This window comes from Massilia sp. MP_M2, assembly GCF_039123635.1.
In the GTDB taxonomy this organism is placed as follows: Bacteria; Pseudomonadota; Gammaproteobacteria; order Burkholderiales; family Burkholderiaceae_D; genus Telluria.
The window spans coordinates 26,884-41,912 of the sequence record NZ_JBCHJF010000008.1; the positions used below are offsets into that span (position 1 = coordinate 26,884).

Annotated in this window: 12 protein-coding genes; 9 read left to right on the forward strand and 3 right to left on the reverse strand. The window is 66.9% G+C overall.

From position 1 onward, the window contains the following. Positions 1-15 precede the first annotated feature (15 nt). The 3 genes from tssM to RCH14_RS16735 are packed head-to-tail and all read left to right on the forward strand — an operon-like array spanning position 16 to position 5,502. Complete coding sequence (gene tssM / locus RCH14_RS16725; protein WP_343027238.1) at positions 16-3,780, forward strand: type VI secretion system membrane subunit TssM; 3,765 nt, start codon at positions 16-18, stop codon at positions 3,778-3,780. Beyond that, positions 3,780-4,727 (forward strand): type VI secretion system-associated protein TagF, encoded by a 948-nt coding sequence (gene tagF / locus RCH14_RS16730; protein ID WP_343027239.1) that lies wholly within the window; start codon positions 3,780-3,782, stop codon positions 4,725-4,727. Before tssM ends, tagF begins: the two co-directional genes overlap by 1 nt. Position 4,728: 1 nt before the next feature. Next, positions 4,729-5,502 (forward strand): OmpA family protein, encoded by a 774-nt coding sequence (locus RCH14_RS16735; RefSeq protein ID WP_343027240.1) that lies wholly within the window; start codon positions 4,729-4,731, stop codon positions 5,500-5,502. A 39-nt stretch (positions 5,503-5,541) separates the two neighbouring features. On the opposite strand, the gene icmH is transcribed toward RCH14_RS16735, so the two are convergent. The 3 genes from icmH to tssJ all read right to left on the reverse strand — a co-directional run bounded on the left by icmH (position 5,542) and on the right by tssJ (position 8,385). Then, positions 5,542-6,306 carry a type IVB secretion system protein IcmH/DotU gene (gene icmH / locus RCH14_RS16740; RefSeq protein WP_343027241.1) on the reverse strand — a complete coding sequence of 255 codons (765 nt, stop codon included), beginning with the start codon at positions 6,304-6,306 and terminating at the stop codon, positions 5,542-5,544. Beyond that, a complete protein-coding gene (gene tssK / locus RCH14_RS16745) occupies positions 6,303-7,676 on the reverse strand; it encodes a type VI secretion system baseplate subunit TssK (RefSeq protein ID WP_343027242.1) in 1,374 nt (457 codons plus the stop codon). Before tssK ends, icmH begins: the two co-directional genes overlap by 4 nt. A gap of 118 nt (positions 7,677-7,794) precedes the next feature. Further along, positions 7,795-8,385 (reverse strand): type VI secretion system lipoprotein TssJ, encoded by a 591-nt coding sequence (gene tssJ / locus RCH14_RS16750; protein ID WP_343027243.1) that lies wholly within the window; start codon positions 8,383-8,385, stop codon positions 7,795-7,797. A gap of 203 nt (positions 8,386-8,588) precedes the next feature. On the opposite strand from tssJ, the gene RCH14_RS16755 reads away from it, so the two are divergent. From RCH14_RS16755 to tssH, 6 genes are all read left to right on the forward strand, one after another. After that, positions 8,589-9,173 carry a hypothetical protein gene (locus tag RCH14_RS16755; RefSeq protein WP_343027244.1) on the forward strand — a complete coding sequence of 195 codons (585 nt, stop codon included), beginning with the start codon at positions 8,589-8,591 and terminating at the stop codon, positions 9,171-9,173. Positions 9,174-9,233: 60 nt separating this feature from the next. Continuing rightward, positions 9,234-9,749: a type VI secretion system contractile sheath small subunit gene (gene tssB / locus RCH14_RS16760; protein ID WP_343027245.1), complete on the forward strand. Its 516-nt coding sequence runs from the start codon at positions 9,234-9,236 to the stop codon at positions 9,747-9,749. A gap of 1 nt (position 9,750) precedes the next feature. Next, positions 9,751-11,241, forward strand: coding sequence for a type VI secretion system contractile sheath large subunit (gene tssC, locus RCH14_RS16765; protein ID WP_343027246.1), 1,491 nt, complete (start codon positions 9,751-9,753; stop codon positions 11,239-11,241). A gap of 55 nt (positions 11,242-11,296) precedes the next feature. Continuing rightward, a complete protein-coding gene (locus tag RCH14_RS16770; RefSeq protein WP_183551309.1) occupies positions 11,297-11,788 on the forward strand; it encodes a type VI secretion system tube protein Hcp in 492 nt (163 codons plus the stop codon). A 73-nt stretch (positions 11,789-11,861) separates the two neighbouring features. Next, the gene (gene tssE / locus RCH14_RS16775) at positions 11,862-12,350 is read left to right on the forward strand and encodes a type VI secretion system baseplate subunit TssE (RefSeq protein ID WP_343027247.1); all 489 of its coding nucleotides are present in this window, start codon (positions 11,862-11,864) and stop codon (positions 12,348-12,350) included. A 12-nt stretch (positions 12,351-12,362) separates the two neighbouring features. After that, positions 12,363-15,026 (forward strand): type VI secretion system ATPase TssH, encoded by a 2,664-nt coding sequence (tssH, locus tag RCH14_RS16780; protein ID WP_343027248.1) that lies wholly within the window; start codon positions 12,363-12,365, stop codon positions 15,024-15,026. The last annotated feature ends 3 nt before the right edge of the window (positions 15,027-15,029 follow it).

Here is a 15,029-nt window from a genome sequence, read left to right on the forward strand (position 1 = left end):
GACCTGGGCCCCGCCATGGCGCGATTCTGGAACTTCCTGACCAGCAGCCGCATGCTGATCCTGATCGGCGTGGCCGCCGTCGCGGCGCTGCTGGTGCTTGGCGCCGTGGCGCTGGACATCGGCATCGTCTGGGCCGCCATCGTGGGCCTGGCCTTGCTGGGCTGCTGGGGCGTCGGCTGGATGATCCGGCGCGCCTGGCGCGCGCGTGAGGGTGCCAGGCTGGCGTCGGCCATTGCCGAGGGCGAGGGACGTGATCACGGCGCGGACGATGCAATGGACGACGACGGCAAGGGCGACGTCGCCGTGCTGCGCAAGAACCTGCTCGATGCAGTGAGCACCATCAAGACGTCGAAGCTGGGCCTGACGCGCGGCGCAGCGGCGCTGTACGAACTACCGTGGTATATGGTCATCGGCAACCCGGCGGCAGGCAAAAGCAGCGCCATCGTCCGCTCGGGACTGACGTTTCCGATCCCCGGCAACAAGGCCTTGCAGGGCGTGGGTGGCACCCGCAATTGCGACTGGTTCTTTACCACCGACGGCATCCTGCTCGACACGGCCGGGCGCTATTCGGTGCAGCAAGACGACCGCGACGAATGGTTCGGCTTTCTCGACCTGCTGCGCCGCCATCGCCAGCGCGCACCGGTCAACGGCATCCTGATCGCCGTGAGCGTGGCCGAACTCATGGCTGGCCCGGCCACGGCATCGCATGAACTGGCCAAGAACCTGCGCACCCGCATGCAGGAACTGACCGAGCGACTTGGCGTGCATCCGCCCGTGTATGTCGTGTTCACGAAGGTCGATCTGGTGGCGGGCTTCGTGGACTTTTTCCATGGCAGCGAGCAGGCCGAGCGCGAACGCATCTGGGGCGCCACGCTGCGTTACAACCGCCGCAGCGCGCCGCAGGACGTGCTGGCCTTTTTCGACGAACAGTTCGAGACGCTCGTCGATGGCCTCAAGGAGATGAGCCTGGCCGGCATGGGCGCCAACCGCAGCACCGTGATGCGCCCCGGCGTGTTCACGTTCCCGCTTGAATTCGCGGCGATCAGGACGCCGCTGCGCGCCTTCCTGGCCACGCTGTTCGACGAAAACACGTACCAGTTCAAGCCCGTGTTTCGCGGGTTTTACTTTACCAGCGCGCTGCAGGAAGGCAGCGTGCAAGACCTGTCGAGCCAGCGCGTGGCCAGCCGCTTCGACCTGGCGCTCGGCAATCGTGAAGGTGTGGTGGCCGAGCCGGCAGCCGCGCAGTCGGGCTACTTTTTGCTCGACCTGTTTCGCAAGGTGATCTTCGCCGACCGCGACCTGGTCCGGCGCTACACGCATCCAGCAGCGGCGCGCTGGAAGCTGGGCCTGTTCTTCGCGGCCACGATTCTGCTGGGCTGCGCGATGGGCGGCTGGTCGTGGGCGTACATGGGCAACCGCCAGCTGGTGGCCAATGTGCAGGCCGACCTTGACAAGGTGAGCAAGCTGCAGGCCGGGCGCATCGATCTGCAGTCGCGGCTCGAAGCGCTCGACATCCTGCAAGACCGCATCGAGCTGCTCGATGGCTACAGCCAGGACAAGCCGTGGGCGCTGGGCTTCGGTCTGTACCAGGGCGGAAAGCTGTCGCGCAAGCTGCGCGACGAATACTTTGCCGGCGTGCGCGCGGTGATGGTCGAGCCGGTCACGGGCGCGCTCGAGACGATGCTCACGGAAGTCAACAGCAACGCCGCCGGCCTCGATGCGTCGCGCCAGGCCGCCACGCCGGCATCCCGGCCCGGCCAGCCGTACCAGGACGCCTCGCCCACCAGCGTCGGCGACGCCTACAACGCACTGAAAACCTACCTGATGCTCGGCGATAAAAGCCACGCCGAGCCGGGACACCTGAACGACCAGCTGACCCGCTACTGGCGCGGCTGGCTGGAAGCACACCGCGGCGCGATGCCGCGCGAGCAGATGATCCGCAGCGCCGAGCGCCTGCTCAGCTTCCATCTGGCCAATATCGACGACCCGGCCTGGCCGCAGATGACGCTCAAGCTGGGCCTTCTCGACACCACCCGCGAGCACCTGCGCCGCGTGGTGCGCGGCACTCCGGCACGCGAACGCGTGTATGCCGATATCCGCACGCGCGCCGCCACGCGCTTCCCGGCGGTGACGGTGGCGCGCATCGTCGGCGAACAGGATAGCGCGCTGGTGGCCGGCAGCCATGCGGTCAGTGGCGCGTTCACGCGCGCGGCGTGGGACAAGTTCGTGCTGGGCGCGATTCGCGAAGCGTCGAACCGCGAACTCAACACCGTTGACTGGGTGCTCAAGACCACGGCGCGCGACGACCTGACGCTCGAGGGCAGCCCGGAGCAGATCCAGAAGGCGCTGATCGACCTGTACAAGGCCGACTATGCGCGCGAGTGGGTCAAGTTCGTGCAGGGCGTGGCGATTACCGACCTGCGCGGCTTCGACGCCAGCGTGCAGGCGATGAATCGCCTGGGCGACCCGCAATCCTCGCCCATCGCCAGGCTGCTGCGCACGATCCATGAAGAGACTGCCTGGGACAATCCGGGCGGGTTGCGCCAGCCCGCGAGCAAGACCGAACGGGGCGTTGCCGAGTGGATCAAGCAAAAGATCCTGCGCCGGGCATCGTCCGACGCGCGCACGCTGGCCGAGGCGGTCGATCCCGGTCAGCTGCTGGGAGGACCGCAAAGTGCGGGCCCGATCGGCCGCGAATTCGCCGGCGTCGCGCGCCTGGTCGGCGCGAAAGAAAAGGAAGCGTCGTTGATGACGGGTTACCTCGAGGCGCTGTCGCGCCTGCGGACGCGCTTGAACGCGCTGAAGAACCAGGGCGACCCGGGGCCGGGTGCCAAACAGTTCATGCAGCAGACGCTCGAAGGCAGCGGCTCGGAACTGGCCGAGGCGCTGCGCTACGTCGACGAGCAGATGCTCACCGGGATGAGCGACAGCCAGAAAAGCGCGCTGCGGCCACTGCTCGTGCGCCCGCTGACGCAGACGTTCGCCATGATCGTGCTGCCGTCTGAGGCCGAGATCAACAAGACCTGGCAGGCGCAGGTCGTCGAACCGTTTACGCGCACGCTGGCGGCCAAGTATCCGTTCGCGCAAGGTGCGAGCGTCGAGGCCACACCAGGCGAGATCGGCCAGGTATTCGGGCCTGACGGCGCGGTGGCCAAATTCGTGGGGACGGCCATGGGTCCGCTCGTGGTGCGGCGCGGCGACGTGCTGGCCGCGCGCACCTGGGCCGACATCGGCATCTCGCTCGCGCCGCAGGCGGTGGCGTCGTTTCCGGCGTGGATCGCGCCGCTGTCGAACAACGGCGTGGCGGCCGGCACCGCGGCGCAGACCGTGTTCCAGGTGCTGCCGCTCACGGCGTCCGGCACGCTCGAATACACGCTGGAGATCGATGGCCAGCAGCTGCGCTACCGCAACACCCCACCCAGCTGGAGCAATATGGTGCATCCGGGCCCGCAGGGGTTGTCGGGCGCGCGCGTGTCGGCCGTCACGTTCGATGGCCGCACCGTGGAACTGTTCAACCAGCCCGGCCAGTTCGGTCTGCAGCGCCTGTTCGAGTCGGCGCGGCGCACGCGCAAGGAGGGCGGGGTGTTCGAGCTGCGCTGGGGTACGGGCGACGTGACGGTGGCGGTGGATCTGAAGATCGTCAGCAGCCCGCAAGCGGGCGGCGGCGGGCAGGCGCAGGGCCAGGGTTTTCGTGGCATGCGCCTGCCGCCGGCAATCGTTGGCCGCTTCGATGCGGCGGCGCCGGCGGCCCCCGCACTGGCCAGCACGGGAGGCCAGTGATGCGCCCCGACCGGATCGGTTATTTCGGCAAGCTGCCAGCGCGCGCCGACTTCGTCAAGCTGGCGCACGACCCGGCCACGATCGGCATGCTCGACGCCTGGCTGGCGCAAGTGATGACCTTGTTGCCGTCCGATGCGCGCTGGCGTGTTCACTACGACGCCATGGCGCCGGTGAGCTTCGCGCTCGTCGGCCCGGCGCGCCACCATGCGGTGGCCGGGCATCTGCTGGCCAGTCACGACCAGTCGGGCCGGCGCTTCCCGTTCCTGGCCACGCGCACGCTGGCGGTGGCCGATCCGGCCGCGTTCGTGGCGAACTGCCCGGTCGCATTTGCGCCGCTGTGGGAGTTCCTGCAAGCGATCTGCCCGAGGGTGCTGGCCGAAGCCGATCCCACGGCGTCGCTGCAGGCGATCGCCGACAGCGCGATTGGCCTGGGCGACGCGCTTGCCTACGCAAACTGGATCGATGCCGGCACCGTGGGTTCGCTCGACGCGCTGCTGGGCCATTGCGGTGTCGCGCGGTTGATGCTGGCGCTTGGCCTGCTGCTGCAGCCCGTGATGCACAGTCAGCCCAGGACCCTCGACAAAAGTCTCGTGCTGCCGCTGCCGCTCTACCCGGCAGCGCGCTATCCGGTGGCGGCATTCTGGCTCGGGCTGATCGCGCCGTTTCTGCGGCGGGCCGGGTTCGACCTGGCGCTGTTCATCACGCACCAGGACGAACGGCCGGTGCTGGTGGTGGGTTTTTGCGCCGCGCTGGCCGACACGCTGCGCGCCATGATCGATCCGCTGGTGGGCGCCGACCTGCAGGTGCGGTTGCAGCACACCGGCTGGATCGACGAACAGCTGCAGCTTGAGCCCGACGTGCGCGCGCTGGCCAGCCAGCTGGCCCAGTCCGACTTGCCGCTGGCGCTGGCGCGCGAGCTGTTCATGACAACCTTCATCGGAGCCTGACGTGACACTTCGCACATTGATCGTCATGCTGGGACTCGCGGGCCTGGCGGGCCTGCAGCACGGCGCAGCGAATGCCCAGACCGAAGCGCCGGTGCTGGTGACCGGCACCGTCGCCGACGAAGCGACCAAGGCGGCGCTGCTCGAACGCCTGCGCGGCGTCTACGGTGCGGTGCGCGTGATCGACCAGCTGTCGGTCGGCACCGTGTCGACGCCGGCCAACTGGAGCACGTATGTCGCACGGCTGATCGGCCCGAACCTGCGCCTGGTAAAAGGCGGGCAGCTCAACATCGACGGCAACAGCGTCAGCCTGCGCGGCGACGTGGCCAGCGAAGACCAGCGCCGGAAGATCGCGGGCGACATCGCGGCCAGCCTGAATCCCACCTACACGGTCAACAACGGCTTGCGGGTGCAGGCGTCGCAGCAAGGGGTGCTCGACGCGGCGCTGGCCGAGCGCATCATCGAGTTCGAATCGGGCAAGGCGACGCTGACGCCCGCAGGCATCGCCGTGCTGGACGGGATGACGGCCGCACTGCACAAGATCAAGGGCGTGAAGGTGGCGCTGATCGGGCACACTGACAATGCCGGCTCGCGCGCCGGCAACCTGTCGCTCAGCCAGGCGCGGGCCGAAGCGGTCAAGGCGTATGTGGTGGCCCAGGGCATTGCGGCCGAATCCATCGCGGTATCGGGCGAGGGGCCCGACCGGCCGCTCGCCGACAACCGCACGCCGGAAGGCAAGGCGCGCAACCGGCGCATCGAATTCAAGGTGATCCAGTAAGCGGTTCACCCTCCCGGCGCGAGGCCGGGCGGGTACGCATCAGGGCAGCGTGATCGTCACGTTGGCCGCCTTCGGCGGCAGCTTCACGAGATCGTTGTAATGCGCCAGGGCATAGCCGGTGTCGTTGCCCAGCACCGTCCGGAACCCCAGGTAGGCGCCCAGGCCGGCCACCGTAAACACCGCACCCAGCACCCACAGCGACAGGTCGCTGCGCACACGGTTGACCACCTGGTCCGGCCGCGCGGCGTGCGGCGCGAAACCGCGCGTGCGCCCGCGCATGCGGGCGATCTCGTCCCCAAGGCGCGCCACCAGGTAGTCGAGCTTGTCCTTGCCGTCGAGCGCGTAGCGGCCCTGAAAGCCCAGCAGCAGGCACATATGGAATACCTCAAGCGCCTCGACCTGCTGCGCCCCACGCGCGCGCAGGTCGTCGAGCCGGTTGAAGAAATGCTCGCCTGCGAGCTGGTCGCCGAACACGCGCAGCTGCAGGGGCCGCGTCTCCCACGCGTCGCGCACGTCGAAGCTCGAGCGCAGGATGATTTCGTCGACCGCCGAGCAGAACGCGTACTTGGCGGCCAGGATATCGTCGGCGGCGATCCCGAGCGCCTTGGCGTTGCGGTCGACATCCGCGAGAAAGCTCGTCATGTTCTCGGCAAAAGCGACCTTGTCCTGCGGCCCGCACCCGGTCTTGAGCAGGAACAGCGCGTAAAACCCCTCGTACATGATGTCGCTGAGGCGCTGTGTGCGGATGGTGCGCTCGCCAGCATCGCCTTTGGGCGCAGCGCGGCGCTCGATGAACGCGCTCATGCCGACACCGCGATCAGTTCGAGCCGCAGCTCGCGCAGCCCGGTGGGTATGTACACCGATATTGCCTGCGACTTGAGCATCGCCTCGTACTGCGCCCCGCGCGCGTCGAGGACAAAGTAGACCATGTCGGGCCGCACGGGAATCGCGCCGGGCACCTGCGGCGCGTGCAGCAGCTTGATACCCGGCAGCGCCGACAGCACGCAGCGCTCGACGTCTTCGGGCGCGCCGAGCTTGAATTGCAGTGGCACCGTTTCGACCAGGCGCAGCGCCGGCATGTCGGCGGCCACCGCAAGATACAGCGTCGTCTGGGGGGTGACGCGGCTGGAATCGAGCGCGCCGTGATAGTACGACGGGCGATCGTGGTGCAGGGCGATCGTGAAGTAGCGCGATGAGATCACGGTGTCGAGCAGGTCGCGGATGATGCAGTCCAGGCGCTCGAACTGCGGCCCCGGATCGGCGTGGACATACGACGGCAGGTCGCCCAGCCGGTAGCTGCGCGAGTACGTCATCAGGCCCCCGGCCAGGTGCAGCAGCGCACCGAACAGGCGCTCGGGATGCAGCTCGCGGTGGTGCAGGTAATGGGCCAGGGCCGCATAGCCGGCGCTGGCCGTGTGCAGCAGCCAGAACGAGGACACGTCGCCGCCGCGGATCTCGACCACGTTGCGGCTTGGTTCGCGCAGGTCGCCGTACAGCGCGGCCACCTTGGCCAGCAGTTTTTCCATCAGCCGCGCCAGCGCGCCGTGCAGGCCCAGGCCCGGGCCTGACACGGCGTCGATCGACAGGCTCGGCGGAATGAAGCCGGGATCGGGCTCGAAGCCGCCGGTGGCCACGCGGCGCAGGCGCAGCAGCGGAAAGCTCTCGTAGGCTTCGAGCGCCTCGCCATCGGCCAGCAGCCGCAGTGTCTTGCGCAGGTACGTGACCGGGGCTTCGGCGGCGCTGCTGTACAGGTCGTGCGTGTCGCGCTCGTGGCGGGAAAAACGCAGATCGTCTGCCAGCGCGTGCAAGCCGTCGGCAGCGCCGCTCGCGCAGTTTTCGCCATGCACGCGCAGCGCCGGCAGTGCCGCGTGGTATGTCACGGTCTGCAGATCGGGCGGCAGGTCGGCCAGGCGCACCTGGGGTGGCAGCATGTCACCATCGGGCGCCCGGTACACCTCGCCCTCGGGGAACAGCAGCGAAAGCGCTTCGAGGCGCAAGACGTCGCTCCTGAGCGCGTCCAGGTCGACCGTCATCTTGCGCACGCCCCAGCAATACGGATGCAGCGCGGACGCGGTCTGGTTCAGGCGCGCGTCGTGGTAGCGCTCCTGCTGCTGAAAATGCTGGGGCCGCAGGAACAATCCTTCGTCCCACAAGACCTTGGATGGCATGCTCACGTCGGCCTCACTGGTTGTCCGAAAATGTTTAGGGAAGCGCTGATGTATTCTGGGGGATGGAAGTCCGGCGCCATGAACTCATCGGTGCTTCCTTAGCTTGCAGGAAAGTTTTCGACTTTTATTGACAGCGCACAGACGCCAGCGTACTCGCGCCACTGGCGGCCCCACCGGCCATACTCATCGCACAGGCGTGCAGACCGATAGTCACGCCGTTACGTTCCGCGTCCACGCTGCTGACCGTCGCGCGCCAATGACCGGCTGCCGGGTTGTGGAACAGCGCCACGATGCCGACGTGGCCGGCTTCGCGCGCCACGGTTTCGGTGACCTCGTAACGCTGGCCCGGCACCAGCATGATTTCGCGGACATCGACCAGGTCGGCGCCGAGCCGCTCGCGTTCCTGTTGCGGGTCGAGGAAGGCCGCGTAGGGCGCCTCTTCGAAGGCGTCCTTCTGGCGCAGCTTGTACAGGCGCACCGCGAGCGCCAGCGGCTGGCCACGCGCGTTGACATTCAGGCGCATGGCTGCATGCAACCGCAGCGGCACGCGACGCGGCGGCTTTTGTGACTCGGGAAGCGCGGGCGATGTGCGCAGGCCCACCGCCCCCATTGCCGCACTTGCAAATGCACCGTGCGGGGCGTTGCCGCAGCCGGACAGCGCTGCGGTGAACATGAGCGCAAGCGCGAACAGCGCGCAGTGGTGGGTTGTCGTCATCCGGTTCTCCTGAGCATTTTCTTGAACGCCAGCGTTGGATTGAATCCGTTTTCCGCCCGCCGACGCTGCGCCAGCGCAAGGCGTCGCCCGTTCGCGCATCGATCCCACACTCGTTTGCCGAATCCGCTTGCTGTTGACCGTGCGCAACTTCGTGGAGGTGCCGATGCGAATAATGGTGGCTTGTCTACCCACCGGAGCCGAACATGATTCGCCAACGACTGTTACCCATGCTGATCGGCGTTGCCGCCCTGGCCGGGTGCGCCACCGACGGTACGGGCACGAGCACGGACACCCCGCGCGCCGCCGTGTCCGGGAACATCTACGTGCAGGCGGATGCGGCGCTGGCGGCGCGCCAGCCCGAGAAGGCGATCCTGCTGCTCAAATCGGCCAGCGTGGCCCATCCCGTCGACAAGAAACCGTGGGTGCGCATGGCGCAGATCCGGTTCGACGCCAGCCAGTACGGCGAGGCGATCAGCCATGCCCAGGAAGCCCTGGCGCGCGACCCCAACGACACGCTGGCCTACAGCATCCTGGCCGTCAGCGGCCTGCGCGTGGCCAGCAAGGCACTGGCTGACCTGACTCGCAAGAACAATCTGCAGGGTTCGGTGCGCAGCGAAGCGCAAGACCTGGCCAGGCTGCTGCGCACCAGTCTGGGCGAAGAAGTACTGGTCAGTACGCGACCAGCCGTGCGCGCGCCGGTGCGCAAGACACCCAGCCAGTCGGCGGCGGCGGCGTCGCGACCTGCGCCTGCCCCAGCGGGCGGCAGCCCGTTCGACGTCCTGAAATAACGCGGTAGCCCGTACCAGGGGCCGGCCACGCCGGCCATCCCATCCCCCACTGGAGTCGATATGGCCAAGAACGAGAGCGTACAAAAACGGTTACAGAAAGTGCGTGCACCGCGCGTGCAGATGACGTATGACGTCGAGATCGGCGACGCAACCGAAAACAAGGAGCTGCCGTTCGTGGTTGGCGTGGTCGGCGATTTCGGGACCGATCCGCAGCTCGACAAGAAACGCCTGAAAGACCGCAAGTTCGTCAACGTCGATGCGGGCAATTTCGACGAGGTGCTCGGGGGCGTGGCGCCGGTGGCCAGCTTCAAGGTCCAGAACCACCTGTCGCCGGAAGGCGGCGAGTTCGGCGTGCAGCTGCAGTTTCGCGAGATGGCCGACTTCCGGCCCGAATCGGTCGTGCGCCAGGTGGCGCCGCTGGCCAGGCTGCTCGAGGCGCGCACCAAGCTGGCCGACCTGCGCAACAAGCTGGCCGGGAACGACAAGCTCGAAGACATCCTGACCGACGTGTTGGGCAACACCGAAAAGCTCGACAGCCTGCGCAAACAGCACGACGACACCGGCAAGGAGGGTTGAGATGGCCGCAGTCCTCGAATCAACGGGTGCACAGCCGGGCACCCCCGAACTGGATGCATCGCTACTCGACCAGATCGTCGAACAGAGCCGCGTGGCCACGTCCAGCAGCGAGCATGTGCGGGCGCGCGACCTGATCTCTGAGCTGGTCAGCCAGGTCATGCAGGGCACGATGGTGATGTCATCGAACCTGTCGGCCACGATCGATGCCCGGCTGGCGGAGCTCGATCGCATGATTTCCGAGCAGTTATCCAGCGTCATGCACGCGCCCGAATTCCAGAAGCTCGAGCGCAGCTGGACGGGCCTGCAATACCTGGTCAGGAACAGCACGACCGGCGCGAACCTGCAGATCCGCATGCTCAATGCGTCCAAGCGCGAGCTGGTAAAAGACTTTCAGTCGGCCATGGAATTCGATCAGAGCACGATGTTCAAGAAAATCTACGAAGAAGAATTCGGCACCTTCGGCGGTGCGCCGTACGGCACGCTGATCGGCGACTTCGAGATCACGCGTCAGCCCGAGGACATGTATTTTCTCGAACAGATGTCGCATGTGGCCGCTGCCAGCCATGCGCCGTTCATCACGTCCTCCAGCCCCGAACTGTTCGGCGTCGAAAGCTTTGGCGAACTGGGCAAGCCGCGCGACCTGGCCAAGGTGTTCGACACCGTCGAATACGCCAAGTGGAAAGCGTTCAGGGAATCGGAAGACGCGCGCTACGTCGGCCTGACGCTGCCGCGCTTCCTGGGCCGGCTGCCGTACCACCCGGCCGACGGCATGACCACCGAAGGCTTCAACTACGTTGAAGATGTCGACGGGAGCGACCATTCCCGCTACCTGTGGTGCAACGCGGCGTATGCGTTCGGCGCGCGCCTGACGCGCGCGTTCGAGGATTACGGCTGGTGCGCCGCGATCCGCGGCGTCGAGGGCGGGGGGCTGGTCGAGAACCTGCCGACCCACACGTTCAAGACCGATGAGGGCGAGGTGGCACTGAAGTGCCCGACCGAAGTGGCGATCACGGACCGCCGCGAGAAAGAGCTGTCGGACCTTGGCTTCATCTCGCTCGTGCATTGCAAGAACACCTCGTATGCGGCCTTTTTTGGCGCGCAGTCGGCGCAGAAGGCGCGCAAATACAACAACGAGTCGGCCAATGCGAATGCCGTGCTGTCGTCGCAACTTCAATACATCTTTGCTGTGTCGCGGATAGCGCATTACATGAAATCCATGATGCGCGACAAGATCGGCAGCTTCGCGGCAGCGTCCAATGTCGAGGATTATCTGAACCGCTGGCTCACGCAATACGTCCTGCTCGACGATAACGCGAGCCAGGACCAGAAAGCGCAGTTCCCGCTGCGCGAAGCCAGCGTGCAGGTCTCCGAGGTGCCGGGCCGGCCCGGCGTGTATCGCGCCGTGTCGTTCCTGCGACCGCATTTCCAGCTCGACGAGCTGTCCGTTTCGCTCCGTTTGGTCGCGGAGTTGCCGCAATCGACCAAGAACTGACCGCTGTAAACAACTTGTTGTCCAACCGACGTTTCAATCACACTTGGAGTAGAACATGGCAATTGACGTGTACCTGCAGATCGACGGGATCAAAGGCGAGTCGCAGGATGACCGGCATAAGGACTGGATCGAGTGCACCTCGGTGAACTGGGGCGTGAGCCAGCCCCGCTCGGCCACGGCATCCACCGGCGGTGGCCACACCGCCGAGCGCTGCGAGCACCAGGAAATCGCGCTGACCAAGCTCGCCGACCTGGCTTCGCCCATCCTGTTGCAGACCTGCTCGGCAGGCAAGACCATCCCCAAGGCCAAGCTGGAATTCATGCGCGCCGATGGCCAGGGCGAGCGCATCAAGTACTTCGAGATCGAGCTTGAAAACGTGCTGATCGGCGGCGTCCAGCCGAGCGTTGCCGAAGGCAGCATCATCCACGAAGCAGTGGGCCTGAAGTTCTCGAAGATCAAGTGGAAGTACACCCAGCAGAAGGTGACCGGCGGCGCCGGCGGCAACACCTCGGGCGGCTGGGACCTGGCGGCCAACAAGATCGTCTGAGCGGCGCCCGCCGCTTTCCACGCGGCGGCCACGCGCCGCCGCGTGTTCGCCGTATCACTCTCTCGGAGAGACCATGAAAGGCTGCACGCCGGGCCTGCTCGACCGCCTGATGAACGAGCGCCGCGACCTTGCCCCCGGCGCGCAGGCCAGCGTCGAGCGTGTCAAGGACAGCATCGCACGCGACCTCGAAGCCCTGCTCAATACCCGTATCGCGCTCGATGCCGCCGGCCTTGCCAGCTACCCGCATGCGCGCGCGTCGCTGCTCAATTACGGCCTGATCGACTTCGCCGGTTTTTGCCTGACCAGCAGCCTTGATCGCGACGCCGTCTGCGCCAGCATCGAAGAGGCGCTCGCCTTTCACGAGCCGCGTCTGTCGGACGTGCGCGCCGTGTTCGCGCCGGATGCGGGCGACGTCAACCGCCTGCAGTTTGTCATTCACGCCCGGCTGGCGCTGGGCGGCCAGGACGAGCCAATCAACTTCAACGCGGTGCTGCAACCGTCGTCGCTGCACTACGACGTCAACCGTACCGTCCGGCCTGCCAAGGGCCGCGACCCCACCTGACCAGGAGTCACGATGGACATCAATCTCAAGACGCTGATCTCGAAGCTCAACGACACCACCCGCGCGGCGGCCACGCGTGCTGCCAGCATCTGCGTCGGGCTGGGGCAGTATGAAGTCGATGTCGAGCACCTGTTTTTGGGCCTGATCGAGCAGCCGGGCAGCGATCTGGCCGCGATCGCGCGCCACGTCGACATCAGCTTGAGCTGCCTCGAAGCGGACCTGCGTCGCGAAGTGGCGCGCTTTGCCACCGGCAGCGCGCGCACGCCTGTGTTTTCACGCCACCTGCCGCTGTTGTTCGAGCATGCCTGGCTGATCGCCTCGCTCGGCGCCGGCGGGCCGCCCAGGATTCGCAGCAGCCATCTGGTGCTGGCACTGCTGACCGAGCCGTCGCTGGCGCAACTGGCGCAGCGTGCGTCGCCACTGTTCGCGCGCTTTCCGCTTGATCGCCTCAAGCATGATCTCGAGCGCCTGACGCGCGGCTCGGGCGAGCAGGCCGATTTCGCGCTCGCGCCCGAGGTCAGCGAGGGCGGGCCGGATGCCGCGTCCGAGCTGGCGCAGTCCGCCAGCCGCCCCACACCTGCCCTCGATCAGTACACGACGTGCCTGACGGCGCGTGCGCGCGATGGCAAGGTCGACCCGGTCATCGGGCGCGACATGGAAATCCGCCAGGCGATCGACATCCTGATGCGGCGGCGCCAGAACAACCCGATCCTGACCGGCGAAGCGGGCGTCGGCAAAACGGCCGTCGTCGAAGGGCTGGCGCTGCGCATCGCTCAGGGCGACGTGCCCGCTGTGCTCAAGGGCGCCGAGATCCACACGCTCGACATGGGCTTGCTGCAGGCCGGCGCCAGCGTGAAGGGCGAATTCGAAAACCGCCTCAAGAACGTGATACAGGAGATCAAGCAAAGCGCCCACGCGATCATCCTCTTCATCGACGAAGCGCACACGATGATCGGCGCCGGCGGCGCGGCCGGCCAGAACGATGCGGCCAACCTGCTCAAGCCCGCGCTGGCGCGGGGCGAGCTGCGCACGATCGCGGCGACCACCTGGAGCGAATACAAGAAATACTTCGAAAAGGATGCGGCGCTCGCGCGGCGCTTTCAGGTGATCAAGGTCGAGGAGCCGGACGAAGAAACGGCGGGTGCGATGCTGCGCGCGATGGCGCCATTGATGGAGCAGCATTTCGGTGTACGCATCTACGACGAGGCCATCACCGAGGCGGTGCGCCTGTCGCACCGCTACATCAGCGGGCGCCAGTTGCCGGACAAGGCGATCAGTGTGCTGGACACGGCCTGCGCCAGGGTGGCGCTGGGCCAGAGCGCCACGCCAGCCTTGCTGGAGGATTGCGGATGCCGCATCGAGCGCTTCGACGCCCGCATGCGCGCCCTGCGCCGCGACGCCAGCGCCGGGGACGATCACGCGCAGGTGCTGGTGACGCTGGGCGAAGAGCGCGCCAGTGCAGCGGCCGAGCAGGCGGCGCTGCATGCCCGCTGGGCCGACGAGCAGGCGCTGGCAGGCCAGATCGCCACACTGCGCGCGGAACTCGAGGCCGCAGGGCTGAACGCAGCGGGGGGCGGCAGCACACAACTGCGCGCGCTTGGCGAACGCCTGCGCGCTCTGCAGGGCGACGCGCCGCTGGTGCCGGTACAAGTCGACGGGCACACGGTGGCCGCCATCGTCGCCGCCTGGACCGGCATTCCGCTCGGGCGCATGGTCAAGGATGAAATCCGTACCGTCGTCAATCTGCAGTCGATGCTCGATGAGCGCATCCTGGGCCAGCGCCACGCGAGCGGCGTCGTGGCCCAGCGCGTGCGCACGGCGCGCGCCAATCTCGACGATCCGAACAAGCCGAAGGGCGTGTTTCTGTTCGTCGGCACCTCGGGCGTGGGCAAGACCGAAACGGCGCTGGCGCTGGCCGACATCCTGTACGGCGGCGAGCGCAAACTCATCACGATCAATATGAGCGAATACCAGGAAGCGCACAGTGTCTCGGGCCTGAAAGGCTCGCCGCCGGGCTATGTCGGTTATGGCGAGGGCGGCGTGCTGACCGAAGCGGTGCGGCGCAATCCGTACAGTGTCGTGCTGCTCGACGAAGCCGAGAAAGCCCACCCCGACGTGCTCGAACTGTTCTTTCAGGTCTTCGACAAGGGGGTGATGGACGACGCCGAAGGCCGCGAAATTGACTTTCGCAACACGATCATCATCCTGACGTCGAACGTCGGCGCCAGCCAGGTAATGGCCGCCTGCCTGAACCAGCCGACAGCCAGCATGCCAACGCCCGACGAATTGGCCGGCCTGCTACGCCCAAGCCTGATGAAGCATTTCAAGCCAGCCTTTCTGGGGCGCCTGACGGTGGTGCCGTTCTACCCGATCGGCGACGAGGTGCTGGCCAATATCATCCGTCTGAAGCTCGCGCGCATCGGCGCGCGCGTGCTGGAGAACCACAAGGCCCTCTTCGAGTACGACGACGCGCTGGTGGCGGCAGTGCTCAGCCGCTGCACCGAAGTCGATTCCGGCGCGCGCAATGTCGACAACATCCTGGGCGGCACGCTGCTGCCCGAGATCGCCGACAGCGTGCTGGCGCGGATGATGGAAGGCGGCGCCATCGCGCGCGTAAAGGTCGGCGCCACCCGCGCCGGCAAGTTCAAGTACCTGATCGAACCGGCGCAAGCTTGATTC